Source organism: Algibacter marinivivus, assembly GCF_003143755.1.
Classification (GTDB): Bacteria; Bacteroidota; Bacteroidia; order Flavobacteriales; family Flavobacteriaceae; genus Algibacter_B; species Algibacter_B marinivivus.
Genome location: NZ_QFRI01000001.1, coordinates 16,281 through 42,221 on the forward strand (window position 1 = coordinate 16,281; position 25,941 = coordinate 42,221).

28 protein-coding genes and 2 tRNA genes are annotated in these 25,941 nt (G+C 30.0%); 21 read left to right on the forward strand and 9 right to left on the reverse strand.

Translation table 11 applies throughout. The features are described 5' to 3' along the window. The first annotated feature begins 112 nt into the window (after positions 1-112). The 7 genes from DIS18_RS00095 (at position 113) to DIS18_RS00125 (ending at position 4,832) form a co-directional block, all read left to right on the forward strand. Positions 113-185: transfer RNA gene (locus DIS18_RS00095), tRNA-Lys, on the forward strand. A gap of 58 nt (positions 186-243) precedes the next feature. After that, positions 244-329: transfer RNA gene (locus DIS18_RS00100), tRNA-Leu, on the forward strand. Positions 330-425: 96 nt separating this feature from the next. Further along, the gene (locus DIS18_RS00105) at positions 426-1,325 is read left to right on the forward strand and encodes a MerR family transcriptional regulator (RefSeq protein ID WP_109351020.1); all 900 of its coding nucleotides are present in this window, start codon (positions 426-428) and stop codon (positions 1,323-1,325) included. A 44-nt stretch (positions 1,326-1,369) separates the two neighbouring features. After that, positions 1,370-2,854 (forward strand): phytoene desaturase family protein, encoded by a 1,485-nt coding sequence (locus tag DIS18_RS00110; protein ID WP_109351021.1) that lies wholly within the window; start codon positions 1,370-1,372, stop codon positions 2,852-2,854. Further along, complete coding sequence (locus DIS18_RS00115; protein ID WP_109351022.1) at positions 2,838-3,677, forward strand: phytoene/squalene synthase family protein; 840 nt, start codon at positions 2,838-2,840, stop codon at positions 3,675-3,677. Before DIS18_RS00110 ends, DIS18_RS00115 begins: the two co-directional genes overlap by 17 nt. 10 nt (positions 3,678-3,687) lie before the next feature. Continuing rightward, positions 3,688-4,140 carry a sterol desaturase family protein gene (locus tag DIS18_RS00120; RefSeq protein ID WP_109351023.1) on the forward strand — a complete coding sequence of 151 codons (453 nt, stop codon included), beginning with the start codon at positions 3,688-3,690 and terminating at the stop codon, positions 4,138-4,140. Continuing rightward, a complete protein-coding gene (locus tag DIS18_RS00125; protein ID WP_109351024.1) occupies positions 4,140-4,832 on the forward strand; it encodes a lycopene cyclase domain-containing protein in 693 nt (230 codons plus the stop codon). Before DIS18_RS00120 ends, DIS18_RS00125 begins: the two co-directional genes overlap by 1 nt. Here DIS18_RS00125 and DIS18_RS00130 read toward each other — a convergent pair. From DIS18_RS00130 to DIS18_RS00160, 7 genes are all read right to left on the reverse strand, one after another. Then, the gene (locus DIS18_RS00130; protein ID WP_109351025.1) at positions 4,825-5,385 is read right to left on the reverse strand and encodes a TlpA family protein disulfide reductase; all 561 of its coding nucleotides are present in this window, start codon (positions 5,383-5,385) and stop codon (positions 4,825-4,827) included. The two genes, DIS18_RS00125 and DIS18_RS00130, sit on opposite strands and share 8 nt — an antisense overlap. A 70-nt stretch (positions 5,386-5,455) precedes the next feature. Continuing rightward, a complete protein-coding gene (locus tag DIS18_RS00135) occupies positions 5,456-6,340 on the reverse strand; it encodes an anti-sigma factor (RefSeq protein ID WP_109351026.1) in 885 nt (294 codons plus the stop codon). Positions 6,341-6,415: 75 nt separating this feature from the next. Next, positions 6,416-7,087, reverse strand: coding sequence for a Crp/Fnr family transcriptional regulator (locus DIS18_RS00140; RefSeq protein ID WP_109351027.1), 672 nt, complete (start codon positions 7,085-7,087; stop codon positions 6,416-6,418). Positions 7,088-7,201: 114 nt separating this feature from the next. Then, positions 7,202-7,630 carry a DUF5606 family protein gene (locus DIS18_RS00145; RefSeq protein ID WP_109351028.1) on the reverse strand — a complete coding sequence of 143 codons (429 nt, stop codon included), beginning with the start codon at positions 7,628-7,630 and terminating at the stop codon, positions 7,202-7,204. 54 nt (positions 7,631-7,684) lie between these two features. Next, entirely contained in the window at positions 7,685-8,275 is a 591-nt protein-coding gene (gene def, locus DIS18_RS00150; protein WP_109351029.1) for a peptide deformylase, read from the reverse strand. Positions 8,276-8,361: 86 nt separating this feature from the next. Then, positions 8,362-8,772: a Holliday junction resolvase RuvX gene (gene ruvX / locus DIS18_RS00155; RefSeq protein WP_109351030.1), complete on the reverse strand. Its 411-nt coding sequence runs from the start codon at positions 8,770-8,772 to the stop codon at positions 8,362-8,364. Between the two features lie 104 nt (positions 8,773-8,876). Beyond that, complete coding sequence (locus DIS18_RS00160; protein ID WP_109351031.1) at positions 8,877-9,188, reverse strand: hypothetical protein; 312 nt, start codon at positions 9,186-9,188, stop codon at positions 8,877-8,879. Positions 9,189-9,516: 328 nt separating this feature from the next. On the opposite strand from DIS18_RS00160, the gene DIS18_RS00165 reads away from it, so the two are divergent. The 5 genes from DIS18_RS00165 (at position 9,517) to DIS18_RS00185 (ending at position 14,216) form a co-directional block, all read left to right on the forward strand. Continuing rightward, entirely contained in the window at positions 9,517-10,332 is an 816-nt protein-coding gene (locus tag DIS18_RS00165; RefSeq protein ID WP_109351032.1) for a 2,3,4,5-tetrahydropyridine-2,6-dicarboxylate N-succinyltransferase, read from the forward strand. A 180-nt stretch (positions 10,333-10,512) separates the two neighbouring features. Continuing rightward, positions 10,513-11,382 (forward strand): ATP-grasp fold amidoligase family protein, encoded by an 870-nt coding sequence (locus tag DIS18_RS00170; RefSeq protein WP_245925548.1) that lies wholly within the window; start codon positions 10,513-10,515, stop codon positions 11,380-11,382. Positions 11,383-11,426: 44 nt separating this feature from the next. Further along, positions 11,427-12,374: a Stealth CR1 domain-containing protein gene (locus DIS18_RS00175; RefSeq protein ID WP_109351033.1), complete on the forward strand. Its 948-nt coding sequence runs from the start codon at positions 11,427-11,429 to the stop codon at positions 12,372-12,374. Between the two features lie 10 nt (positions 12,375-12,384). Next, positions 12,385-13,461 carry a CDP-glycerol glycerophosphotransferase gene (locus tag DIS18_RS00180; RefSeq protein ID WP_109351034.1) on the forward strand — a complete coding sequence of 359 codons (1,077 nt, stop codon included), beginning with the start codon at positions 12,385-12,387 and terminating at the stop codon, positions 13,459-13,461. Beyond that, complete coding sequence (locus DIS18_RS00185) at positions 13,461-14,216, forward strand: glycosyltransferase family 2 protein (RefSeq protein ID WP_109351035.1); 756 nt, start codon at positions 13,461-13,463, stop codon at positions 14,214-14,216. The genes DIS18_RS00180 and DIS18_RS00185 overlap by 1 nt, the downstream gene beginning before the upstream one ends. Here the strand turns inward: DIS18_RS00185 and DIS18_RS00190 are convergent, their stop codons facing one another. Continuing rightward, positions 14,217-14,972, reverse strand: a complete 756-nt coding sequence (locus DIS18_RS00190) for a lipopolysaccharide kinase InaA family protein (protein WP_109351036.1) — start codon at positions 14,970-14,972, stop codon at positions 14,217-14,219. 72 nt (positions 14,973-15,044) lie between these two features. Here DIS18_RS00190 and DIS18_RS00195 point away from each other — a divergent pair, with 72 nt between their 5' ends. Genes DIS18_RS00195 through DIS18_RS00215 form a run of 5 tightly spaced genes read left to right on the forward strand, consistent with a single transcriptional unit; the run spans position 15,045 to position 19,075 of the window. Continuing rightward, positions 15,045-15,614, forward strand: coding sequence for an L-threonylcarbamoyladenylate synthase (locus tag DIS18_RS00195; RefSeq protein WP_181363961.1), 570 nt, complete (start codon positions 15,045-15,047; stop codon positions 15,612-15,614). A gap of 16 nt (positions 15,615-15,630) precedes the next feature. Further along, the gene (locus DIS18_RS00200; RefSeq protein WP_109351037.1) at positions 15,631-17,055 is read left to right on the forward strand and encodes a CCA tRNA nucleotidyltransferase; all 1,425 of its coding nucleotides are present in this window, start codon (positions 15,631-15,633) and stop codon (positions 17,053-17,055) included. Continuing rightward, entirely contained in the window at positions 17,052-17,504 is a 453-nt protein-coding gene (locus tag DIS18_RS00205; RefSeq protein WP_109351038.1) for a GNAT family N-acetyltransferase, read from the forward strand. The genes DIS18_RS00200 and DIS18_RS00205 overlap by 4 nt, the downstream gene beginning before the upstream one ends. Before the next feature lie 2 nt (positions 17,505-17,506). Continuing rightward, positions 17,507-18,523 (forward strand): COX15/CtaA family protein, encoded by a 1,017-nt coding sequence (locus DIS18_RS00210; protein ID WP_109351039.1) that lies wholly within the window; start codon positions 17,507-17,509, stop codon positions 18,521-18,523. Positions 18,524-18,562: 39 nt separating this feature from the next. Then, complete coding sequence (locus tag DIS18_RS00215) at positions 18,563-19,075, forward strand: IS1096 element passenger TnpR family protein (protein ID WP_109351040.1); 513 nt, start codon at positions 18,563-18,565, stop codon at positions 19,073-19,075. Here the strand turns inward: DIS18_RS00215 and DIS18_RS00220 are convergent. Next, the gene (locus tag DIS18_RS00220) at positions 19,072-20,133 is read right to left on the reverse strand and encodes a hypothetical protein (protein ID WP_109351041.1); all 1,062 of its coding nucleotides are present in this window, start codon (positions 20,131-20,133) and stop codon (positions 19,072-19,074) included. The genes DIS18_RS00215 and DIS18_RS00220 overlap by 4 nt on opposite strands. Positions 20,134-20,266: 133 nt before the next feature. On the opposite strand from DIS18_RS00220, the gene gap reads away from it, so the two are divergent. From gap to DIS18_RS00240, 4 genes are all read left to right on the forward strand, one after another. Beyond that, a complete protein-coding gene (gap, locus tag DIS18_RS00225; protein ID WP_109351042.1) occupies positions 20,267-21,256 on the forward strand; it encodes a type I glyceraldehyde-3-phosphate dehydrogenase in 990 nt (329 codons plus the stop codon). A gap of 169 nt (positions 21,257-21,425) precedes the next feature. Continuing rightward, positions 21,426-22,328, forward strand: coding sequence for an ABC transporter ATP-binding protein (locus DIS18_RS00230; protein ID WP_109351043.1), 903 nt, complete (start codon positions 21,426-21,428; stop codon positions 22,326-22,328). A gap of 5 nt (positions 22,329-22,333) precedes the next feature. Further along, positions 22,334-23,158, forward strand: coding sequence for an ABC transporter permease (locus DIS18_RS00235; RefSeq protein WP_109351044.1), 825 nt, complete (start codon positions 22,334-22,336; stop codon positions 23,156-23,158). 28 nt (positions 23,159-23,186) lie between these two features. After that, on the forward strand, positions 23,187-25,937 hold the full coding sequence (locus DIS18_RS00240; RefSeq protein WP_109351045.1) for a T9SS type B sorting domain-containing protein: 2,751 nt from the start codon (positions 23,187-23,189) through the stop codon (positions 25,935-25,937). The last annotated feature ends 4 nt before the right edge of the window (positions 25,938-25,941 follow it).

The window sequence follows — 25,941 nt, forward strand, 5'->3', positions numbered from 1 at the left end:
ATACGTATTTGAACCGCAAAAAAACAAAAATTTCTTCAAAAAAAGTATTGTTTTATTAATTAAACATTTTATATTTGCACCCGCTAACAGCAATATGTTAGTTTGGAATAATGACCTGGTAGCTCAGTTGGTAGAGCATCTCCCTTTTAAGGAGAGGGTCCTGGGTTCGAGCCCCAGCCCGGTCACAAAAAAAGTTAAGCTTTATTGCTTAACTTTTTTTATTTTTACTTACATCATTTCAATGCGCACGTGGCGGAATTGGTAGACGCGCTGGCTTGAGGGGCCAGTATCCGTTTTAGGATGTGGAAGTTCGAATCTTCTCGTGCGCACTATCACTTAATTATCTTCAAAAACCATTTATCATTAATTTTTTATTGTTCTTATAATAAAAAACCTTATTTTTGTTTAATAAAAAATGAAATTTGATGAACAATATTAAAGTTAATTTTAGCATCAAAGACCTAGAAAACCTAACAGGTATAAAGGCTCATACCATTAGGATATGGGAAAAAAGATATAATTTGTTAAGTCCAAACAGATCTGAAACTAATATAAGAAATTACAGTTTAACCAGCTTTCAGAAACTCCTAAACATCTCATATTTAAATAATAACGGTCTAAAAATCTCTAAAATTGCTGATCTTGATGAGGAAGAAATTCCTATTAGAGTTAGAGAGATAGCCTCTAGAGCCAAAGTTGAAGATCATGCCATTAATGCTCTTAAAATGGCAATGATTAATTTTGATCAAGTTTTATTTTACAGTACTTACAACAACCTCTTAGAAAATAAAACATTTAGTGAGATATTTTATTCCGTATTTTTACCATTACTTAATGAAATAGGTTTATTATGGCAAACTAATACTATAACACCTGCCCATGAACATTTCTTATCTGTTCATATTAAACAAAAAATACTTTTAAATACTGAACGATTACAGCTTCTAGAACCAAAACCAGTTTCTAAAACTTTTGTTCTATTTTTGCCTGATAATGAAATTCATGATATCGGATTATTATTTATCAACTATCAATTGAGAAGTAAAGGATATCATACTATATTTCTAGGAGAAAGTGTTCCTATGGAAAGTCTTTCAGATCTTTTAGAATTTTTTAATGAAATAACCTTCATTTCATATTTCACAGTATATCCTGAAACCAAAGACATACCTGATTACTTAAAGAATTTTAGTGATTTACTTCTTGAAAAAGATAATACAGAACTTTTAATATTAGGTAAAAAACTTACCGATATAGACTTAAAAAACACTCCTGAAAAAATTTCTATCTTTAATTCTATTGAAAATTTAGTTAAAGATTTATAAATATTTTATTTTTGTTTAACTTTTAATTATATTTGTTAAACAATATGAAATCAACTGTAAATATAATAGGTTCTGGGTTTTCTTCTCTCGCAGCTTCATGCTATTTAGCAAAAGCTGGTTATGAAGTTACTATCTTTGAAAAAAATACTACTATAGGTGGTCGAGCAAGACAACTCATTAAAGATGGTTTCACATTTGACATAGGTCCAACTTGGTATTGGATGCCAGACGTTTTTGAGCGTTTCTTTTCTGATTTTAACAAAAAACCTTCAGATTATTACACTTTAGAAAAATTGAATCCTGCCTATAGTGTATATTTTGGTGAAGATGATTATATTACGATAGAAGATACTCTAGAAAAAATCACTAAAGCTTTTGAAAACGAAGAACCTGGAAGCTCTAAAAAACTAAAAACCTTCATAAGTAAAGCAAAAAGTAATTACGATATCGCAATTAAAGATTTAGTTTATAATCCTGGTGTTTCACCCTTAGAGCTAATTACACCTGCAACCATCAAAAAAATAAATCAATTTTTTAGCACCATCAAAAAGGATGTTAGAAAAGAATTTAAAAATGATAGGTTGATTAAAATACTTGAGTTTCCTGTGCTTTTTTTAGGTGCAAAACCAAGTGACACTCCGTCTTTCTACAGTTTCATGAATTATGCAGATTTTGGTCTTGGTACTTTTCACCCAAAAAAAGGGATGTATCAAGTTATACTAGCCATGGAGAATTTAGCAAAAGAACTAGGTGTTAAAATAAAAGTTAACTCACCTATTGATAAAATTATAGTTGAAAATGGAGAGGCCAAAGGTTTATTATCAAATGGTAAAAACCATTACTCAGATATTGTTGTTAGTGGCGCTGATTATCATCACACAGAAACACTTTTAGAACAATCAAAAAGACAATACTCTGAAAATTACTGGAAAAAAAAGACTTTTGCTCCTTCTTCACTACTTTTCTATGTAGGTTTTGATAAAAAATTAAAAAATGTAAATCATCATACATTATTTTTTGATGTTGACTTTGATATACACGCTGAAGCTATTTATGACAATCCTAAGTGGCCAGAGAATCCTCTTTTTTATGCTAGTTTTCCTAGTATTACAGATGGTAATGCTGCACCCGATGGAAAAGAAGCTGGAATCTTTTTAATTCCACTTGCTCCAGGTCTAAATGATACTGCAGAATTGAGAAATGAATACTTTGATAAAATCATTAATCGTTTTGAAAAACTTACATCACAAAACGTAAAAAGTGATATTATATTTAAAGAAAGCTTTTGCATCAATGATTTTATTAAAGATTATAACTCATACAAAGGAAATGCATATGGGATGGCAAACACATTATTACAAACCGCTTTTTTAAGACCAAAAATAAAAAGCAAAAAAGTTGAAAATTTATTTTTCACCGGCCAATTAACAGTTCCAGGTCCTGGCGTTCCGCCCTCATTAATTTCAGGAAAATTGGTAGCCGATTTAGTAACAAAACATCACAGCATTTTACATGAAAGCACTATTTGATACCGTTTCTTACAATAGCAGTAAGCTAGTAACAAAAACATATAGCACGTCTTTCTCGTTAGCTACCAAAATGCTTTACAACACAATTAGAGGAGACATTTATAATATCTATGGTTTTGTAAGATTTGCTGATGAAATTGTAGATTCTTTTCATGATTATAATAAAGAGGAGTTATTCAATAAGTTTTCAGATGATTTAGAACATGCTCTTGAAAATAGAATAAGTCTTAATCCTATTCTTAATTCATTTCAATATACATTTCATAAATATAATATAGATAAACCTCTTGTTGATGCGTTTATGAAAAGTATGCGTCTAGATTTACACAAAACAAAATATCTAACTGAAGAGGAATACAAAGATTACATATATGGCTCTGCAGATGTTGTTGGACTAATGTGCTTAAAGGTCTTTGTTAAAGGAGATAGACTTAAGTATAATGAGCTTAAAGATACCGCCATGGCTTTAGGTTCTGCTTTTCAAAAAGTAAATTTCCTTAGGGATTTAAAAGCAGATTTTGAAGGTTTGGATAGGACTTACTTCCCAAATACGGACTTAAAAAATCTCGATGAATCATCAAAAAAAGAAATTATTGATGACATTGAAAAAGATTTTGAAAAAGGGTTAAGTGGTATAAAAAAATTACCAATTGAAGCTAAGTTTGGAGTATTTATGGCTTATAGATACTACAGCCAACTTCTTAAAAAACTCAAAAAAACACCTGCATTAAAAATAAAAGATTCTAGAATACGGGTTTCTAACCCAAAAAAAATAGAACTTTTAGCAAGGAGTTATATAAAATATCAATTAAATTTAATGTAAATTTTACGTGATGCACACATTATATTGGATACTTACATTTTTAGGCACCTATTGTTTTATGGAATTTATGGCTTGGTTTACTCACAAGTACATCATGCATGGTATATTATGGAATTTACACAAAGATCATCATCACAAAGACCATGATAGTTGGTTTGAGAGAAACGATGCCTTCTTTATTTTTTACGCTGTTGTTAGTATAGGTTTCTTTTTACTCTGGAAATACACAAGTTTTTGGCCTGGTCTCCCTATCGGTTTAGGTATTTTTGCTTATGGTCTGTCTTATTTTTTAGTTCATGATATTTTTATTCATCAACGATTTAAGCTTTTTAGAAATGCAAATAATTGGTATGCAAAAGGTGTAAGACGTGCACACAAAATTCATCATAAACACTTAGGGAAAGAACATGGAGAATGCTTTGGGATGCTATTCGTTCCTTTTAAATACTTTAAAAACAAATAATGGATTATTTATATCTATTATTAAACCTAGGGTCTTTAAGTGTACCTTTTCTATTTAGTTTTCATCCAAAATTAAAATTCTATAAACTGTGGAAGCCTTTATTTATTGGAATAATCTTTAGCATGTTAATTTTTATTCCTTGGGATATTATTTTTACAAAACAAGGGATTTGGGGCTTTAATGAAACTTATTTTTTAGGCACAAAATTATTTTACTTACCTATTGAAGAATGGTTGTTTTTTATATGCATACCCTACGCTTGTGTTTTTACACATTATGCATTAGTTTATTATTTTCCTAATTTGAAATTATCAAAAGGAAAAACAAAAATCATAAGTTATTTATTTATTTTAATACTAATTACACTAGCTTTTACTAATTATGATAAATGGTATAGCCTAATTAATTTCTCATTAGCAGCCATATTAACCAGTTTTGTAATAAATATTAGAACCGAATTATTACGTAGTTTTTACTTAACATTTCTAGTGATGTTAATTCCTTTTTTTATCGTAAATGGTATTTTAACAGGTAGTTTTATCGAAAATGAAGTAGTTTGGTATAATAACTTAGAAAACTTAAATATTAGATTATTCTCTATTCCTATTGAAGATACTGTTTATGCTTTCTCACTTATTCTACTAAATTTATTTATAATGGATTTGATAGAAACTAAACATGAGACTACTTAAGCAAATCGTTAATAACTTCTTTAACTGATTCACTATTCCAATTAGCTGCACCAGTTTTATCAATAATAATTCTACCAGATTTATCAATTAAAAATGTTCTGGGTATACTAGATATATTAAATTTATTAGGATATTCACTTATTGGTTTATATACTTTAAATGTATATTCCTTTTCATTCATAAATTTACTAATAACAGAGAATTTTTCATCTGAAACAAAAACAAATTCAACTACATCTTTATAATCCTCATATAAAGCTTGCATACTAGACATTTCCGCTATACATGGTGGACACCAAGTAGCCCAAAAATTAATTAAAACTACTTTACCTTTTGTGCTTTTGAAATTAAAAGAGAGACCTGATTCATCTTTCAATATCCAATTATAATCTTCAACTATAATTTGATTAGACTCATCAATTATTGACGGACTAAAAAGCGCTAAACTTTTATGCAATAACACTTGTATTGGTTGTCTTGTTTGAGGAATAAGCAGCAAACCTATTAAGGTAAAAAATACAATGTTCTTTATTTTTCCTTTTGATAATTTCATAGTAAAAAACAATAAGGCATAGTATCTAGATAGAAACTATGCCTTAAATCTAACAAAATAAACTTTAACCTTATCTAGTAACTGTACCTGTTGGTAAAGACCCTAAGTTTTGACCAAAGTTATGCGTTGCAGGAGCAGTTTCTTGTCCTGCAGTTCCTACTAAGGGCTTCATTGCAAATGGAGCTGGAGAATTATCTGGAACAGGCTCAACTGAAATTACTACAGTTCTTCCTCTTACATCTAAAGGAAATGTTTCGCCTGCTGGGGCATTTAAAAAGAAATCTTCTCCTGGAATTGGAGGGCCCATTTTAAATTCATCACCACTAAACAGATTAAAATCATCTCTTCCATCAAAATCAGTAAATACACCTGTCGTTATAGGCCCTGATTCTCCTACTACCCAACCTTCGTATGCCCAACCTGCAGATAATGTAGGCAAAACAAAATTTGGAGTTGGAGGAGCTCCTGGTGTTCCAAACCATACACCATATTGGTCATTCATATTGTTAGGATTACCTGGATCAATTTCATCTGTTGGAGATCTTAAAAAGAAAGCTCCTGCCGCATTACTAAAATCTCCAACTATAGCTGAGTTTACATTAGCTGAGTTTCCAGTGAAATCACCTACCAAAAGCTTTGTATCTGCTGGAGCAGGGTCTGAGTCAATTGCAGGCTCTATAGATAATACAAATCTAGTTGCAGAATCAAGTGTTTCCTTTGATATCGAGAAACTTGTTTCTGATAAATCCCCATTATCATTTACCGTAAATACACCTGTAGAAACAGGGTTTCCATCTACAATTATCCATCCTTCGTAAACAAAATCATTTCCTAAATTTTCTAACCCGTCTAAAGATAAGTTTAATCTTGATGTTACGATTCCATCGTCATCATTACTACATGAAGTAGCAAAAATTCCTGCCGCTAATACTAATAAAAACATTTTTTTAATCATGATATTTTTTTTTTAAGTTGTTTAATACTTCAAAAATATATCTCCTATAGATTATAAAATGTTAGCTACCTAACATTAGGCGCTTTTTTGGTGAATTCTTATTTCTTTTCTTGTAAATTCTATGATATTTTCTTCTTTTAACTCATTTAAAAGAATATTTAATGTAGGCCTTGATGTGCCAATTAATGAAGCTATGTCTTTTTGTGTATAAGGGTGCTGAATCACTTTATCTCCAGTTTTTTCACAATCATAACCAAATTCCATACATAACTCATCAAGAAATTCTACTAACCTAGTTTTTGCGTCTTTGAAAAGTAAAAGTTGAAGACGTCTTTCCAATTTTTTCAACCTAAATCCAATGACTTTATATATTTTTAAACTAAACGTTTGATTATTGCGCATTAAATCATGCATGGTATTTACTCCAACTGGACAAATACTTGTAGTATTATCTATGGATTGAGCAAACTCTTCTCTTGTAGACTCTCCTAAAATAGCAGTTTCCCCAAAAATTTCTCCACGCGTTAAAATAGCTTTTACTACTTCTTCTCCATCTTCATTGTAATATCCAATTTTAACTTTCCCTTTTTCAATTAAGTAAACCTTATTTGCAGAATCATCTTCAAAATAGATATAGTCTTTTTTCTTATAGGCATCAAAATCATGATCTTTTTTGTAGGCTTTGAATTTGTGTGGACAAAGCACCTTGAAAAGATTAACATCGTCAAAAAACCAAAGTGATTTCATTATTATTTGAGATTTGTTAGATGCTTTTATGTCGAAAAAAGGAGCTTACACTTACAAAAAAGCATAAAAAAACCTCCAGATAGTGGAGGTTAATATTATGTGTGTGTATCGAGTTTATTCTTCTTCGTCTGAAGATTTTTCATCTTCATCACCTACCAAATCATCCAACATATTATGTTGTTGTAATAGATTATACCACTGGATTACTTTCTTTATATCACTGGCATAAACTCTATCTTCATCGTAATCTGGTAAAACACTAAAGAAATATTCTTCTAATTTATCTTTACCGTCTTTAGGCTTAACTGAAGCTTGCTGCCCATTTTCCTTATCTTTTATATTTTGAAAAACTTGACGTAAAGGAATTTCTTCTGATAATGTATAAATAGCAATTTCACTTAAAACACTTACATTATTTTGTATGCTTACAGAGATACGTTTTTTATCAATCATAGACTCTGCAACAAAACCACCACGTGTTTGTGTTATTAACTTGTATAACCCAGGCTTTCCTGATATTGAAATAACTTTTTCTAAACTCATAAATTACTTTTTAAAGGGCGCAAATATCAAATGTTTCTTGATGTCTTGCAAATATTATCGCTTCTTTTTTTGAGCTGGAAAGCGCATTCTATAGTCTATATTTATTTTTCCTTTTGAAATATTAGACAACTTTCCTTTTATCAAACGCTTTTTTAAACTTGATAGTTTATCAGTAAACAAAATACCTTCAATATGATCATATTCATGCTGAATAACTCTTGCTATAAGACCGTCAAATGATTCTTTATGCGCTTTAAAATTCTCATCTAAATATTCTACAGTAATATTTGGTTTTCTAAATACATCTTCCCTAACATCAGGGATGCTTAAACAGCCCTCATTAAACGCCCACTCATCACCTTTTTCTTCAACAATTTTAGCATTTATAAAAGTACGCTTAAAAGCTTTTAACTCTTTTTGCTCTTCTTCAGTAAAAACGTCATCTTCAGCAAAAGGAGAAGTATCAACCAAAAATAAACGAATAGGCAATCCAATTTGAGGTGCAGCAAGCCCTACACCATAAGCATTATACATGGTCTCATACATGTTTTCTAAAAGCGTATCAAACTTTGGATATTCTGGAGTAATATCCTTTGCTTTCTTTTTTAAAACAGGGTCTCCGTAAGCTACTATTGGTAAAATCATTCTACTTATTGTTAATGCTTGCAAAAATACAATACTTATAGTTGTTCTTTAGTATTTAACAAAAAATTATTCTTTATGAAATTTAACTATTTGGAATATAAATAACTTTGTAAAATAAGTGTTGCACTAATCTGGTCTATTAGTGCTTTATTTTTTCTTTGATTCTTTTTTAAACCACTATCAATCATCGTTTGGAAAGCCATTTTTGAAGTAAAACGCTCATCAACACGTATAATAGGAATACTTGGTATTACTTTTTCTAATTTATCAATAAAACTTGTAATGTGGACTTCACTTTCAGAAGCTGTATTATCCATTTGTTTAGGCTCGCCTACTAAAAATAATTCTACAGATTCTTTAGATATATAATCTTTTAAAAAAGATAGTAATTCTTTGGTATTAACTGTGGTTAAACCTGATGCTATAATCTGCAACTCATCAGTTACAGCTATACCTGTTCGCTTAGTTCCAAAATCAATTGCCAAAATTCTAGCCATAAGTTATTTTTTGCAAAAATAGTGCATTAAAATAAGAAAGGCTGTCCTTTCGAACAGCCTTTCTCAATAGTTAACCTTAATTATTAATACTTGAACATTATCTTTTAAGCTCTTACGGCTTTATTAATTCCTTGAAATACTAAACCGATGTTACTAACTTTTCTCTTACGGTTTAAATAAACTCTGATATCACTTGAGCTACGTGCTATAGTTTCGTTTACTTTAGTAGCATCAATTAATAATGAATCGTTTTCTTTAATAGTATTAACTTCTGCAATTACAGTAGCTATCTCATCTTCTAAAGAAACAGAAATAGTTTTATTAGTTTCTATCTCAACTACTGTAGAAGTACTTTGCGCATTTCCGAAAGAGAAAGTAAGTAATAAAATTAATAATATGTAAAAATTTGTTTTCATTATGTTTATCATTGTTTGATGGTTCAAATATATATCCAGATGATATGTTACCAGCAAAAAATTAGTTGTAGAACGCAGTATTTTCGATAACTAGAGAAGCTACAAATTTTTATCGACGAATAGTTTAAAAGCGTTTTTTATCGGTCAATTACCCTTTTTTATGCATTTTGTCCTATTGAGTATTGGTTAAAAAGATGAAAAGCACATTTCTATCTTTTAAAAACCTAAGTAAAAATTGAATATTTCTTATAGAATCCCACTTATTATTATGTCTAATTCAATGTCTTTTTAAATGATAGCCTTTATATTTGCCAAAAATTAAATATCAATGACTGAATTACAACAAATCATAGAGAAAGCTTGGGATAATAGAGATCTTTTAAAAGAAGAAAAGACTACCACAGCAATAAGAAGCGTAATAGATTTACTTGATAAAGGTGAATTAAGAGTTGCAGAGCCTATTACTGGAGGCTGGCAGGTTAACGAATGGGTAAAAAAAGCGGTTGTTCTATATTTCCCAATTCAAAAAATGGAAACCTTAGAAGCTGGTATTTTTGAATATCATGATAAAATTCCTTTAAAGAAAAACTTTGCTGAACGTGGTATTAGAGTTGTTCCTAATGCAGTTGCACGCCACGGGGCTTACATTTCTCCTGGAACTATATTAATGCCAAGTTATGTAAATATTGGTGCGTATGTAGATGAAGGCACCATGGTTGATACTTGGGCCACTGTAGGTAGTTGCGCTCAAATTGGTAAAAATGTTCATTTATCTGGCGGTGTTGGTATTGGTGGTGTATTAGAACCATTACAAGCTGCTCCAGTTATTATTGAAGATAATGCCTTTATTGGTAGTCGTTGTATAGTTGTTGAAGGTGTACGTGTTGAAACTGAAGCTGTTTTAGGGGCTGGAGTTGTTTTAACCATGAGTACTAAGATTATTGACGTAACTGGTAATGAACCTGTTGAATACAAAGGTATTGTTCCTGCACGTTCGGTAGTAATTCCTGGAAGTTATGCAAAAGAATTTCCTTCTGGTAGTTATAATGTGCCATGTGCGCTTATTATTGGAAAACGTAAAGAAAGCACAAACAAAAAAACATCTTTAAATGATGCATTACGTGAGCATAGTGTTGCTGTTTAATTAAAAATCGTTTAATAAAATGATAAGGACAACTCAAAAAGGTTGTCCTTATTTTTTTAAGTGAGTAGGCTATAAAACTTATCTTTAAAAAAGACGTGATAGTTTTATATTATATTTGCTAAAATTATTTATCTAATGCTAAAGATACTACGCAAGTTCAGCGTAAAAATGCTGCGAAAGTTGAAATTTTTACCTCCAGAAATTTACGCTCATTTTCTTTATGAACATCATACTGGTAAAAAATTAAATTTGAATAACCCCGTTGAGTTTAATGAAAAAATTCAATGGTATAAAGTTTTTTATCATCCTAAAATATTAACACAATTAGTTGATAAATATGGTGTAAGAGAATATGTTGAATCTAAAATTGGCGCACAATATCTAAACAAATTATACGGTGTTTATGATTCACCTGAAGAGATAAATTATGATGAACTACCTAATAAGTTTATTGTAAAAGCTACTCATGCCAGTAGTTACAATTTAATTGTTAGAGATAAAGAAAAGCTCAACAAAGTCAAAACAACCAAATTATTTAAAAAATGGCTTGCTAAAAGTCAATATTATCGAACAGGACAAGAATGGGCATATAAAAATGTTAAACCTAGATTGATAGCTGAAAAACTTCTTAAAGATGAAGGAGGCATTTCACTTATTGATTATAAATTTTATTGTTTTAGCGGAGAAGCTAAATTTTTAGAAGTACATTTAGATAGAGAACAAGATCACAAAAGAGGTTTTTATGATTTTAATTTTGAACCTTTACCATATAGATATGTTTCTCTTAAAAAAAGCATTTCGTCAAAAGTAGAAAAACCAAGTAATTTTGATGAAATGAGAAAATTATCTGAAGTTTTGGCAGCTAATTTCCCTTTTGTACGAGTTGACTTCTACTCTATTGAGGGTAAAACAATTTTTGGAGAAATGACTTTTTATCCATCAGATGGAAGAAAAGATTTTATTCCAGATGAATACAATAAAATTATTGGTGATTATATAAAATTACCAAAGCTCAAAAATGGACAAAAAGTTATTACAGAGATTGATTAACTAAATAAATTCTTTATAACATAAATTTTATTTGATACTAAATTATGACTAAACTACCCGAGATAGAACATCCAATTGATGCTGTAATACTATGGGTAGATGGTGATGACGAAAATCATAAGAAAAAAATTTCTCCTTATATAAAAGGTACTCAAAAATCTAAGTCTAAAAAATTCAGAACACGATTTGATCAAGTAAACGAGATTAAGTATACTGTAGATTCTATTATAAAATTTGCATCATATATTAGAAATATCTATATCATTACAGATGAACAAACACCCAATTTCTTAAAACAAGAAGAGACTCAAGAAAATTACAAAAATGTTTCTATTGTAGATCACAAAGATGTTTTTAAAGGTTTTGAAAACTACTTGCCAACTTTTAACTGTAGGCCTATTGAGACTTGCTTATATAGAATTCCTGATTTAGCAGAACATTTTATTTATCTTAATGATGACTTTTTTATAATAAATGAAACCAGATCTGATGATTTTTTTCAAAATGGATTTCCTGTTTTACGAGGTAAATGGTTGAAATTTGATGAGAATATTTTTTATAAGAAATTTAAGAAAGCAAAAAAAGGTCATAAAGCCATTCAGCAAAATGCAGCTAAAATTGTAGGTTTTAATAAATATTACAACTTTAAACACACACCACATCCTCTGAGAAAATCGACATTTGAAACTTTTTTTAAAGCCAATAAAGATATTTTTATAGAAAACGTAAAACATAAATTTAGAAACGAAAACCAATTTACACCTCAAGGTTTAGCCAACCATCTTGAAATAAAAAATGGCACATGTATATTAAAAGAAGATTTACAACTTATGTATTTCAGATCTTATAAAAAACCGCTGTTATGGTATAAATTAAAGCTGAATAATAAAGGTAAAAGCAAACTTTTTTTAGGTATGCAAAGTTTAGATTTGTGTCCTCCAGTTATTTTAGAATATTTATTAACTTGGTTAGGAAAAAGAACGCAATTATAAACACTAGTTTATGCACTATAAGTTTTTAATCTATATATCTTACAGCTACGCTATTCCTATTGGCGTTCCATTAGAGCAGGAAATCTTGAAAAGAGGTTATTCTGTAAAATGGTTTGCAGATCAACCTGATGGGGAAATTGGTGTTTCAAATAAATTAAATGTGCTTAAAAACATTGAAGATATTTATGCTTATGAACCACACATTATATTAACTGCTACTGATAGCGTTCCAGATTTTTTTAATGCTCTAAAAGTTCAAGTTTTTCATGGCTTTCATGCTGAAAAACGTCCTACTAAAAATAATTCGTTTGCGCATTTCAGATTAAGAGGTTTTTTTGATTTATACTGCACACAAGGTCCAAATACAACAGAGAAGTTTCAAGAACTTGCAAATAAACACAAGTATTTTGAAGTTATTGAAACCGGATGGAGTAAAGTAGATTCGTTATTTCCTATAGAAAAAAAAGAAATTAGTAATACAGTAATGATTGCTTCTACATTTACTGAGCGTTTAAGTTTAGCATATAATGATAATGTTTTTAATGAAGTTAAACGATTATCAGGCAATGGTAAATTTAATTTTATCATGGTATTACATCCTAAACTACCTGAGCATATTATAAAAAAATGGAATGCCCTGAATGGTGATAATTTCACATTTCACAATACTACCAACTTAATCCCTTTATTTAAAAAAGCTGATGTTATGTTTGCAGATACAACTTCAGCAATACAAGAATTTTTGGTTCAAAGAAAACCAGTAGTAACATTTAATCATACAATCAGTCATAATTACCTTATTGATATTCAAAATGCAAATCAAATAGAAAATGCTATAAATAAAGCATTGACTTATCCTGAAGCGTTAATAAATAACATAAAACATTACTTAAAAAACCTTCATCCCTATACTGATGGTAAATCCAGTAATCGTGTTATAGATGCTAGCATAACTTGTTTACATAAAGACAAAACACATTTAAAATCTAAACCATTAAATTTGATGCGTAAATATAAAATTCGAAAAAAATTGAATTATTTTACAATCAAAAGTTTTAATAAACCATTTACAATTTCTAAAAATTAATGCAAAAACTAACAGCAATAATCCCTACAGGAAACGAAATTCATAATATTGAAGACGTAATAGCTTCAGTAGATTTTGCTGATGAAATTATTGTTGTAGATAGTTTAAGCACTGATGGAACTTACGAAAAAGCTAAAGCTAGTGGGGTTAAAGTTATAAAACGTGAATATCAATATTCAGCTTCACAAAAAAACTGGGCCATTCCTCAAGCAAAGCATGAATGGATATTATTGGTAGATGCTGATGAACGAGTAACTAAAGAGTTAAAGGAAGAAATTATTGAAACGCTCAAAAACCCAAAAGATAATGTTGTTGCTTATTGGATAGGTAGAAATAATCATTTTATGGGTGAGCATGTAAAATATAGTGGCTGGAGAAATGATGCTGTTATTAGACTATTTAAAAGAGATTCCTGTAAATATCAAGACAAACATGTTCACGCAGAAATAATTGCAGATGGCGATATTGGTAATTTAAAACAAAAATTATATCATAATACTTACATTACTTTTGATAAGTATATTGAAAAGATGAATCGTTATGCTACATGGCAAGCCAAAGATTATGATAAAAAAACAGGGCGATTAACACCTTATCATTTTATAATAAAACCATTTTGGGGCTTTTTTAAGCATTATATTTTGCAAAGTGGTTTTAGAGATGGTGTTGTAGGCTTAACTATTGGATATATTCAAGGGTACGTAGTATTTATGAGATATGTAAAGTTATGGCTATTACGTAAAAACAGACAGTAATTACTTTTTCCAGAATTTTAATTTCTTTTTCAGTTCTTTCTTTCGGTTAAACTTGTATTGAAATGCTTCAGTAAGGCTCCACATTTTAGCAAAAACCACTTCAAAAGGTTTTCCAGAAATTTTCGCGTACTCATCGCTCATAATTTCCACAATATGCTTATGTGGTGTTAAGCGTTCAAAGTTTTTAATTCTTTCTTCAAAAGACAATGGTTTAAAAACCATTCTATTTAAATCTACCAATTTAAATTCTAAATCATTCTCTTTAATAGTTATTAAAGTATTTCCTGGAGAATGATCTAAAAATAAAATACCTTTCTCATGAAGTTGATGAGTAAATCTTGTAAATGCTCTCAAAAGATTATCGTGATTAGAGTAATCGAGATTATGAGATAACTCCCTAAAGGTTAAATCATAATTATCATGCTCACTAACATAATAACTTCTTTTAAAAAATAAAGTCGTTGGAAATTCATAATAAGCAATAGGTTGAGGCGATCCAATACCTAATTCCAACAATTTATTAGCATACTCAAAAGAACGTTGAGCTTTTCCTTTTCTGAAAAACTTATATACAACTTGATTTAGTAAACCAGGAACTTTAAAAGATTTTATATTAACTGTTTTTCCGTTTAATTCAAACAGTTTCAGCTTGTTTCTTTTATCCTTTATAGATTCACCTGAAGTCTCAAAAGATTCAATAAAACCATCTATCTCTCTTTGAAAATCTTTGTAGGTCGTATGAAATACTTTTTTCATATGGCAATATTACAAAGTTTTGAGTCATTCTTATAAACTAATATTAAATTTGTAAATAAAGTTGCAAAGTTTATGAGCACAATAGATTCTGAAATAAAAAAATCATTGCAAATTTTAAAACAAGGAGGTTTATTCCTTTATCCTACTGATACCGTTTGGGCAATTGGTTGTGATGCTTCAAATTTAGAAGCTGTAAAAAGAGTATATGCTCTAAAAAGGCGTAATCTAAATAAAGCATTAAGTTGCTTAGTGGCAGATGAGCGTATGCTAAAACGCTATGTAAAACAAATTCCTCCTGCCGCTTTAAATATTATTGATGTTACTGATAAACCAACTACAATTATATATGATAATGCTCAAAATTTAGCATCTAATTTAATTGCTAAAGATGGCTCTATAGCTATAAGAATTCCGGATGATGATTTTTGCTATGGAATTACTAGAAAATTTAATGGTGCTATAGTTTCTACTTCAGCAAATATTAGTGGAAATTTTACCCCAAAATCATTCAAAGAAATAACACCAGCTATTTTAAAAGGTGTAGACTATGTTGTAAATTTGCATCACGAAAAAATCTGTTCAAAACCATCGTCAATTATTAAACTATCTAATAATGGTATTGTAAAGATTATCCGAGAATAAACGGTAACTAGTATTGATGAATTATAAAGAAGCGTTAAAACACCCTATTTTTAAAATCATTTCAAAATCTGCAAAAGAATTACAATTTGAATCTTTTGTTATAGGTGGTTTTGTTCGTGATTTTCTTTTAAAACGTGGTGATGCCAAAGATATTGATGTGGTTGCTATTGGAGATGGTATAAAACTAGCTTTACAGGTTGCGAAAAACCTGCCTAACAAACCAAAAGTTCAAGTTTTTAAAACGTATGGCACTGCCATGTTAAGGCATGATGATATTGAGATAGAATTTGTTGGTGCTAGAAAAGAATCTTATACTGAAGATAGTAGAAACCCTGCGATTGAAAATGGGTCTTTAGAAGATGATCAAAATCGAAGAGATTTTACTATAAATGCTCTAGCTTTAAACCTAAGTGAAAGTCATTTTGGTGATTTACTTGATCCCTTTAACGGTGTTACAGATTTAGAAAATAAAACTATAAAAACACCTTTAAATCCAGATATAACATATAGCGATGACCCTTTACGGATGCTACGAGCTATTCGATTTGCTACACAATTAGGGTTTACTATTGAAGAGAAATCACTTAAAGCTATTTCCAAAAATAGTGATAGAATAAAAATTATCACAAACGAGCGTGTAGTTACTGAACTCAACAAAATTTTAGAAAGTAAAAAACCATCTGTAGGCTTTTTACTTTTAGAGAAAACAGGATTACTTAAGCATATTTTACCAGAGTTAACAGCTTTAAAAGGCATTGACGAGGTTGAAGGACAGCGTCATAAAGATAATTTTTATCATACCCTTGAAGTAGTTGATAACATTGCGGTAAACACAAATAACGTTTGGTTACGATGGGCAGCTTTACTCCATGATATTGGAAAAGCACCGACTAAAAAGTTTAGTAAGAAAGTTGGCTGGACTTTTCATGGGCATGAGTTTGAAGGTTCAAAAATGGTTTACCGACTATTTAAAAGATTAAAAATGCCATTGAATGACAAAATGAAATTTGTACAAAAAATGGTATTTATGAGCTCTAGACCTATAGTTTTAGCTCAAGAGATTGTTACAGATTCTGCTGTAAGAAGATTGGTTTTTGATGCAGGTGATTATGTTGATGATTTAATGACTTTGTGTGAAGCAGATATTACAACAAAAAACCCAAAGAAATTTAATAAGTATCATAACAATTTTAAAATTGTTAGAGAAAAAATTATTGAAGTTGAAGAACGCGATCATGTTAGAAACTTTCAACCACCAATTTCTGGTGAAGAAATAATGAAAGCTTTTAGCCTAAAACCATCACGCGAAATTGGTATAATTAAAGAAACAATAAAAGAAGCTATTCTTGAAGGCGATATTCCAAACGAATATGATGCAGCTTATAAATTAATGCTTGAAAAAGGAAAAAAACTTGGACTTAAATTAAATGTTGAGTCATGATTAAACTTGTAAGAACAAATTCTGAACATAAAGATTTTATAAATCTAGTTGATGAATTAAACGCTTATTTAAAAATTGTTGATGGTGATGAACATGCTTTTTATAATCAATACAATAATATTGATGTTTTAAAACATGTTGTAATAGCTTATAAAAATGACTATCCTGTTGGTTGTGGTGCATTTAAAACTTATGATGAAAACACCATTGAAGTAAAACGTATGTTTACTAAGGTTGATGCTCGTGGATATGGTGTCGCTACAAAAATTTTACTGGAATTAGAAAAATGGAGTGCTGAGTTATCCTATAAAATCTGTGTTTTGGAAACCGGAAAAAGACAAGAGGAAGCCGTTTCTTTTTACAAAAAAATGAATTATTCAATCATTCCAAATTACGGTCAATATAAAAACATAGCTAATAGTTTATGCTTTAAAAAGAATCTTATTTAAAAATGAAAAAGGATAACAAAAAAGTAATCTACTGGCTTTTAACTGGGTGTGCTCTAATTTTTATTATGGTAGTTGTTGGTGGTATTACAAGACTTACGCATTCAGGTTTATCAATTTCTAACTACAAGTTAATTTCTGGAACAATTCCTCCAATGAATAATGTTGAATGGGAAGCTGCATTTGATTTATACAAGCAATACCCAGAATATCAAAAACTAAACAACCAGTTTACCCTTCAAGATTTTAAAGATATATATTTCTGGGAATGGTTTCATCGTGTTATTGGCAGGTTTATTGGCTTGGTATTTTTTATTCCATTTTTATATTTTTTAATTACAAAACAACTTTCAAAATCTACAACAAAAAAAGCAATCGTTCTATTGTGTTTGGGTGCTTTTCAAGGGTTTTTAGGTTGGTATATGGTTAAAAGTGGTTTGGTTGATAATCCAGACGTAAGTCATTATAGACTTGCAGCACATTTAACAACAGCCTTTATAACTTTCGCCTACACCTTTTGGGTTGCTCTAGATTTAATATTTCCATCAAAAAAAGAAATACAAAAATCTTTCAGAAACTTAATACGATGGGGATTAGCCATTCTTTTACTTCAAATAATTTATGGTGCTTTTGTGGCTGGATTAGATGCCGGATGGGTTCATAACCATTGGCCTATGATGAGTGAAGGAAAATTTATTCACGAAACCGTTTACACTGAGCAAAACCCTGTTTATAAAAACTTTACAGAAGGTAGAAGTGGTGTGCAATTTGTTCATAGAATTTTAGCTTTTGTGGTGGTAGGCTTCATCATTTCAATTTATGTAAAGGCAAAAAAAATAAATCTATCTACCTACCAATCTAAAGGTATTAACTTCCTTTTAATTATGGTAGGTGTTCAATTCTTATTAGGCGTATTAACCATATTATTACAGGTTCCTGTTTGGCTTGGTGTAACACATCAAATTGGTGCTTTTTTCTTATTAAGTGCCATGACATTTACATTACATAGATTTTCAAAATAATTTAAAAAAAGCCTACCTTTGTAGCATAATTTCTCATTAATGATTTACAGATTTAGAGTTATTTTAGATAATGATACTGAAGAAGATATCTTTCGCGATTTAGAAATTCGTGAAACAGATACACTTGAAGATTTACATAATATTGTCACTCAATCTTTTGGATTTGATGGTACAGAAATGGCTTCTTTTTACATTAGTAATGATCTATGGGAACAAGGTGAAGAAATATCCCTTTTTGACTTAAGTGATGATGGTTCTGCACGTTTAATGAATGAAACATCTTTAGATGATGTTGTTCATGAGGCCCAAACTAAACTTATTTATGTTTATGATTTTATGAACATGTGGACCTTTTATGTAGAATTAGCAGAAATTGTTGATGAAACTGAAGGTCATGATTATCCTAACCTCATGTTTGTTCAAGGTCAAGTACCAGATACGGCTCCAGAAAAATTATTTGAAGCTGATATTGATGAAGATTTTAATGAGTTTGAAGATGGTATTGATGTTGATGATTATGAAGATTTAGATTTTAATGAAAATTGGAATTAATCCAGCCCTAAAGGATTTACATTTTCGTAATTACGAGTTAAAAACTCTAAAGAATACTTCAGAATTTCACCCATATTTTTACTCCTTTTAAAATTTACATCGTGTGTATAGTCATAAATAGTATTCTTTAAAAAATCTATATGAGATTTCTTAGAAATACTATCATCTTCCATACACGCAATAAGTTTATCCACTCTACTCTGAAAACTCTTTAAACGTTTTACAAGTATAGAACGTTCCTCAGTTTTATATTGATCTATAGATAGTTTCTGTATACTATTTGAAACCAGCTCAACAACTTTAAAATTCTCTTTAAAAAACTGAGGTCTATATATATTAAACTTGCCTTCATAAGATTGTTGATCAAAATCAATTGCTCTAATTTTATATACTACATGATCAAAATCATGAGTTGGCACAACTACATAGTTATAGGAACGCATGTCTCCTAAAAGCCTAATCATGCAGCGTTCATTAAACTTAACAAATTCTTTAGCTATTTGAGATTTTTCAGATTTATCACATTTTGGCAAAAATTTCTTAATAAATTCATCTCCAGGAATTCCAGCAATATGTTCTTCTATTAATGTATTCTTATAAACCAAAAAATTCAGATTATATGGAGACAACATATGTTCCAATTCTAAACCATAAACACGAGAAGCATCTGCTGTTTTAACATAGAAATACGTGTAATTATCATTCAATATATTTCTAATCTTTATTCTAAAAGGTTTAGAGTTACCAAAGGTGCAATAATCAACAGCATCTACACTTAAAAAAGGTAGCATATCTTCATTTCCATCAGAATGAAAAATAGTATACACCTTTTTTAATGCGGCATCAATTTCCTCTCTTTCATAATCATTATAATAAACCCTTATCCATAAAGTATCATTATCTTCCTTATCATAAACAATAACAGATCCTTGAAACCTTAACAGGTCATCATAAAAAATAGGAATTTTTATATTTCTGTTATATTCTGAAAGATAATCATGTAACTTAGTCGTTATTGGAAAAGATGGTTTCTTTTTTGATATTTTTAAATCTTGCATGAATACTATAAAATCTTAAATGAAAGATACACTTTTATTTATAGAATACACAAACAAAGTAACTCATAAAAGATAAAATTAAAGTAAGGAATTAAATAATTTAAGACTAAAACACGAATAAAATTTAAAACAAATGAAAAGAATTGCCATTAATGGAATGGGGCGTATTGGGCGTGCCGCTTTAAAAGTTATTTTAGATACACCAGGATTAGAAGTTGTTGCTGTGAATGATTTAGTAACAACGGATAACATTGCTTATTTACTTAAGTACGATACTGTATACGGTATCTATGAAAAAGAAGTATCACATGACGATAACCACCTAATAGTAGATGGAAAAAAGATAAAATACTTTTCTAATAGAAATCCTGAAGAACTTCCTTGGAAAGAAAATAATATAGACATCGTAATTGAAAGCACTGGTTTTTTTACAAAAAGTGAAGATGCTGCAAAACATATAACAGCTGGAGCAACTACAGTCGTAATTTCTGCTCCTACAAAAAGTGCAGATACACCTACAGTTGTGCATGGTGTAAATTCAAAAGACGGAAAAGCAAGCATATTTTCTTGTGCCAGTTGTACAACAAATAATATTAGTCCTGTAGTTGAAGTTTTAGGGCGCAGAATTGGAATAAAAAAAGCAATTATGACCACCGTGCATGCCTACACAGCATCACAAAACATGGTGGATTCTGTTTCAAAAAAGAATTACAGAATGGGTCGTGCAGGTGCAGCAAACATAGTTCCAACCTCAACGGGTGCAGCTATTGCTACAACCAAAGCACTACCACAATTCGCTAATAAATTTGATGGTGTTGCATTAAGAGTTCCAATTCCTGTTGGTTCAATTTCTGATATGACATTTGTTACAGAGAAAAATGTAACGGTAGAAGAAGTTAATGCTATTTTACAAGAGGAAGCCGATACTAATCGCTATGCGAAAGTGCTTTCTACAACTTATGAACCTATTGTTTCTTCTGATATTGTCAAAAGCCCGTTTGCATCAACAGTTGATTTAAGTATGACGCGAGTTGTTGATGGTGATTTACTAAAAGTAATGACTTGGTATGATAACGAATGGGGATTTACTAATCAAATGATTCGTCAAATATTAGAAATCTAAAAAGAAACAAAAGCATATTAATTTTAAAAGAGGCTATTTAAAATAACAGCCTCTTTTTTTTGTTATTAAAAATATTTACGCACCATTTGTAACAAAAATTAAAGACTCTCGTCATACTTGAATAACTAACCATTGTTGACTTCTTCAGTTGACAACAAAACTTTATAGCTTGGAATCTATACTTACAATTAACAATCTTACTAAGAAATTTGGGTACTTAACTGCCGTTAAAGATTTATCATTCACTATAAACAAAGGCAATGTATATGGTATTTTAGGACCTAACGGTAGTGGAAAATCTACCACTTTGGGTGTTGTGCTAAATGTTGTAAACAAAACCGAAGGTGATTTTCATTGGTTTGATGGTAATACCTCAACTCATGATGCTCTAAAAAAAGTAGGAGCAATTATTGAGCGCCCTAATTTTTATCCTTATATGACGGCTACTCAAAATTTAAAATTAGTTTGTAAAATTAAAGGGGTTGATTATAGCAAGATAGATGAAAAGTTAGAAATAGTTGGTCTTCTAGAACGAAAGGATAGTAAATTTAAAACATATTCTTTAGGGATGAAACAACGTTTAGCCATAGCTTCTGCCCTTTTAAATGACCCAGAAATACTAATACTAGATGAACCAACAAATGGTCTAGACCCACAAGGTATTCATCAAATTAGAGAAATTATAAAACAAATTGCAGCTAAAGGCACTACTATTTTATTAGCATCGCATTTATTAGATGAAGTTGAAAAAGTATGTTCACATGTTGTTGTTCTTCGAAAAGGTGTAAAACTTTATTCTGGAAGAGTAGATGAAATGATTTCTAGTCATGGTTTTTTTGAATTAAAAACAAATAAAGAATCAGAGTTAGTTAAATTACTTGAAAACCATAAATCATTTGGAAAAGTTAAAGTTCACGAGAATTTAGTAACAGCTTTTTTAAATGAGCCTATGAAATCTGATGATTTCAATAAACATCTTTTTGAAAAAGGTATTACACTAACACATCTAGTACAGCGTAAAGAAAGTTTAGAAGAACAATTTTTACAATTAACTGATAACAACCAAAACTAACCAGAATGTTACGACTTTTAAATTTAGAATTACAAAAACTATTACTTAACAGAACTAGTAAAATACTCATATTCGTTTCGTTTATTTTACCTTTTTTTGTGATATTATTATCATCACTAAAAATTAACGTATTTGGTTTTTTTACATTAGAGTTAGGTGAATTGGGTGTTTTTAACTTCCCAATAATATGGCACCTTACCACATTTTTTGCATCACAATTCAAATTCTTTTTTGCCATTGTTGTAGTTAGTATGATTGGAAATGAGTACAGTAATAAAACCATAAAACAAAACCTTATTGATGGTTTAAGTAAAAAGGAATTTATCTTATCAAAGTTTTACACCATTGTATTCTTCTCAATAGTTTCAACAGTGCTAATTGGGTTAATTTCATTATGTATAGGTTTATATTATTCTAGCTATACTGAAGCTTCAATAGTATTTAGAGGTGTTGAGTTTTTAGTAGCATACTTTGTAAAATTAATTGGTTTCTTTAGTTTATGTTTATTTTTTGGTATGCTTGTAAAGCGTTCTGCTTTTGCACTTGCTTTTCTATTTATATTATTTATTCTGGAATGGATTTTATTTGGTTTAATTGCATGGCAATCTGACGGTAATTTAGCTGAAAAGATTCAAAATTTTTTCCCTTTAAAGTCTATGTATAAGTTAATTGATCAACCCTTCCAAAGAATAGCTATGTCTAAATTCCCTGATAAAGCAGAGTTAGCATACGATTATGGAGCTCATGGTTATGAAATGCTTATCGTTTTATGTTGGACAGCCTTATTCATCTTTTTATCGTTTAAATTATTAAAAAAGCGAGATTTGTAATATATTTGTTAGCTTTTGCTATCGAAAAATGAAAAAGACTGTATTATTCGTAATTTTTAGTCTTATTGGACTATATATTTACTCCCAAAACGAAGCCTCAAATTGGTATTTTGGTGAAAACGCTGGTATAAAATTTAATGTTTTTACTGGAGGTGTTACTCCATTGAATAATGGAAAAATAAACACCAGAGAAGGTTGTGCTTCAATCTCAGATTCTAATGGACAACTTTTATTCTATACAGATGGAACAACTGTATATAATAACTCGCACAATATTATGGCCAATGGTGATGGCCTTTTAGGTGATGAGTCTAGTACACAATCAGCTATCGTTGTACCAAAACCTAATGATTCTGATATTTATTACATATTTACTGTTGGTTCTAATCAAACTGATACAGGTTTAAATTATTCCATTGTAGATGTATCAGCTAATGTTGGAGACGGAGAAGTTAGAAATAAAAACACAAATTTATTATCCCAATGCGCAGAAAAAATATCCGCTGTAGTTAAAGACTGTGACACAAAATCTATATGGGTAATAACTCTAGCAAATTCAAGCGGTATTGGTAGTACAAATTTTGATACTTTCTTTGCATATGAAATAAACGACCTTGGTGTAAATCCTATTCCTGTTAAATCAAGTTTTCCGTTTTCAATTGCTGACCCTAGAGGTTATTTAAAACTTTCTCCTGATGGTTCAAAATTAGCTTGCGCCAATGTACAATCTGGATTATATTTATTTGATTTTGATAGTGAAACAGGAATAGCTACAAATGCTCAAACAATTACAATAAATGACCAAAACAACAAATCTTATGGTATTGAGTTTTCACCTAATAGTGAGGTACTTTATGTTACAGCCACTAACGATTATTTCAATGTAACAGACCCTATTGCGAATAACGATCCAATAAACCATAATTCCCTTTTGTTACAATTTGATCTTACATCTACAAATATTAGTGCAAGTATGTTTGTATTAGATAGACAACAATTATACAGAGGTGGGTTACAGCTTGGTCCAAATGGTAAAATATATAGGGCGTTAAGTAGAACATATAACGCTGGTTTTGGAGGATTAGGCGTAATAAACTACCCAAATAGACTTGGAAGGGATGCAGATTATTTACACAGTGCTATTTCTCTACCTAATAATTCCACTCAAGGTTTACCGCCATTTATTGCTTCCTTTTTCAATCAGCAAATTGATATAATCAAAAATGGTGAAGAAACAACTTATTTACCATTATGTACTGGAGATAATTACACACTAGAAGCTGATCAAATACCAGGAGCAACGTATACTTGGTCAAGAGATGGGAACTTACTTTCTGAAAGTGATTTTGATTTAATTGTAACTCAAACAGGAACATACAAAGTAGTAATAGACCCTCCTGGAACTTCTGCCACAAAAGATTGTGGTTTACCTCAAGGCGAAGCTGTTGTAGAATTTTTTGAATACCCAATTGCAAATAACGCATCATTATTTCAATGTGATTTAGATTTGAGTTCTCCTGGAATTACTACTTTCAATCTAACTGAGGCTAATGAAATTATTACAAATAATATTACTGAACATACAGTTACTTACCATTTTAATCCAACTGATGCTCTTAATGGGGTTAATGCTATTACTAATTTTGAATCTTATAATAACTCAGTTCCGAATGAAATACTTTATACTCGAGTTACACATGATATTAGTGGGTGCTATGAAACTGCAAGTTTAACGCTAAACGTTAGTAATACTCAAGTAAGTACATATAGTGCAACCCCTGTTTGTGATGAAGAAGATTCTCCAGATGGAATAAATTTATTCCAACTTAAACCATATTCATCTGAAATAATACAAAACTTAGGTTTAGTACCATCAGATACCAGAGTACAATTTTATGCTACCTTAAATGATGCACTTTTAGAAACTAATGAAATTTTAGAGCATACCAATTCTAATCCTTATTCTGAAATTATTTATTACAGAGTTGAAACTATAAATAATAATGAATGTTATGGCATTAATGAAATTGAATTAAGAGTAAATAGACTACCCGGTATTGAAGAGGATGAAACCATTTATTACTGTCTTAATTTATTTCCTAACCAAATTATACTAGATGCTGGTATTTTAACGGGAACAGTTTATGACTATACTTATTTATGGTCTAATGGAGAGAGTACTCCAGAAATTTTAGTTAACACAATTGGTTCTTATAGCGTCACAGTAACAAATGCTAATGGTTGTTCTCAAAATAGAACAATTATTGTAGAACCTTCTAATATTGCAACTTTCACGCAAAACCCAGATATTATTGATGTTTCTGACAATAACACAGTAGTTGTATTTGCTTCTGGCGAAGGCACCTATCAATATAGTTTAGTTAACAGTGATGGAGTAACTACAGCTCCATATCAAGATAGTAATGTTTTCGAAAATGTTTATCCAGGTATATATACTGTTTTAGTAAGAGATACTAAAAATGATTGTGGTATAATACAAGACGTTGTATCTGTAGTTGGATTTCCTAGATTTTTTACACCAAATAATGATGGGGTAAATGATACTTGGCAAATTTTAGGAGTATCTGAAATGTTTCAACCCAATTCTAAAATTTTCATTTATGACAGATATGGAAAACTCTTAAAACAGTTAAACCCAAGAGGTAAAGCATGGAACGGAACTTTAAATGGTGAAATTTTACCCTCTGATGACTACTGGTTTTCTGTACAATTGCAAGATGGCAGAATTTTTAAAAGCCATTTCACTTTAAAATATTAATCTA

Excerpts from the sequence above, each read along its gene's own strand:
- DIS18_RS00115 (WP_109351022.1), top strand. The coding sequence starts at position 2,838 with ATGAAAGCACTATTTGATACCGTTTCTTACAATAGCAGTAAGCTAGTA.
- DIS18_RS00210 (WP_109351039.1), top strand. The coding sequence starts at position 17,507 with ATGAAAAAGGATAACAAAAAAGTAATCTACTGGCTTTTAACTGGGTGT.
- def (WP_109351029.1), bottom strand. The coding sequence starts at position 8,275 with ATGATTTTACCAATAGTAGCTTACGGAGACCCTGTTTTAAAAAAGAAA.
- DIS18_RS00120 (WP_109351023.1), top strand. The coding sequence starts at position 3,688 with ATGCACACATTATATTGGATACTTACATTTTTAGGCACCTATTGTTTT.
- DIS18_RS00135 (WP_109351026.1), bottom strand. The coding sequence starts at position 6,340 with ATGATTAAAAAAATGTTTTTATTAGTATTAGCGGCAGGAATTTTTGCT.
- ruvX (WP_109351030.1), bottom strand. The coding sequence starts at position 8,772 with ATGGCTAGAATTTTGGCAATTGATTTTGGAACTAAGCGAACAGGTATA.
- DIS18_RS00220 (WP_109351041.1), bottom strand. The coding sequence starts at position 20,133 with ATGCAAGATTTAAAAATATCAAAAAAGAAACCATCTTTTCCAATAACG.
- DIS18_RS00165 (WP_109351032.1), top strand. The coding sequence starts at position 9,517 with ATGACTGAATTACAACAAATCATAGAGAAAGCTTGGGATAATAGAGAT.
- DIS18_RS00130 (WP_109351025.1), bottom strand. The coding sequence starts at position 5,385 with ATGAAATTATCAAAAGGAAAAATAAAGAACATTGTATTTTTTACCTTA.
- DIS18_RS00205 (WP_109351038.1), top strand. The coding sequence starts at position 17,052 with ATGATTAAACTTGTAAGAACAAATTCTGAACATAAAGATTTTATAAAT.
- DIS18_RS00235 (WP_109351044.1), top strand. The coding sequence starts at position 22,334 with ATGTTACGACTTTTAAATTTAGAATTACAAAAACTATTACTTAACAGA.
- DIS18_RS00180 (WP_109351034.1), top strand. The coding sequence starts at position 12,385 with ATGCACTATAAGTTTTTAATCTATATATCTTACAGCTACGCTATTCCT.
- DIS18_RS00110 (WP_109351021.1), top strand. The coding sequence starts at position 1,370 with ATGAAATCAACTGTAAATATAATAGGTTCTGGGTTTTCTTCTCTCGCA.
- DIS18_RS00160 (WP_109351031.1), bottom strand. The coding sequence starts at position 9,188 with ATGAAAACAAATTTTTACATATTATTAATTTTATTACTTACTTTCTCT.
- DIS18_RS00175 (WP_109351033.1), top strand. The coding sequence starts at position 11,427 with ATGACTAAACTACCCGAGATAGAACATCCAATTGATGCTGTAATACTA.
- DIS18_RS00140 (WP_109351027.1), bottom strand. The coding sequence starts at position 7,087 with ATGAAATCACTTTGGTTTTTTGACGATGTTAATCTTTTCAAGGTGCTT.
- DIS18_RS00200 (WP_109351037.1), top strand. The coding sequence starts at position 15,631 with ATGAATTATAAAGAAGCGTTAAAACACCCTATTTTTAAAATCATTTCA.
- DIS18_RS00125 (WP_109351024.1), top strand. The coding sequence starts at position 4,140 with ATGGATTATTTATATCTATTATTAAACCTAGGGTCTTTAAGTGTACCT.
- DIS18_RS00195 (WP_181363961.1), top strand. The coding sequence starts at position 15,045 with ATGAGCACAATAGATTCTGAAATAAAAAAATCATTGCAAATTTTAAAA.
- gap (WP_109351042.1), top strand. The coding sequence starts at position 20,267 with ATGAAAAGAATTGCCATTAATGGAATGGGGCGTATTGGGCGTGCCGCT.
- DIS18_RS00185 (WP_109351035.1), top strand. The coding sequence starts at position 13,461 with ATGCAAAAACTAACAGCAATAATCCCTACAGGAAACGAAATTCATAAT.
- DIS18_RS00240 (WP_109351045.1), top strand. The coding sequence starts at position 23,187 with ATGAAAAAGACTGTATTATTCGTAATTTTTAGTCTTATTGGACTATAT.
- DIS18_RS00215 (WP_109351040.1), top strand. The coding sequence starts at position 18,563 with ATGATTTACAGATTTAGAGTTATTTTAGATAATGATACTGAAGAAGAT.
- DIS18_RS00190 (WP_109351036.1), bottom strand. The coding sequence starts at position 14,972 with ATGAAAAAAGTATTTCATACGACCTACAAAGATTTTCAAAGAGAGATA.
- DIS18_RS00105 (WP_109351020.1), top strand. The coding sequence starts at position 426 with ATGAACAATATTAAAGTTAATTTTAGCATCAAAGACCTAGAAAACCTA.
- DIS18_RS00145 (WP_109351028.1), bottom strand. The coding sequence starts at position 7,630 with ATGAGTTTAGAAAAAGTTATTTCAATATCAGGAAAGCCTGGGTTATAC.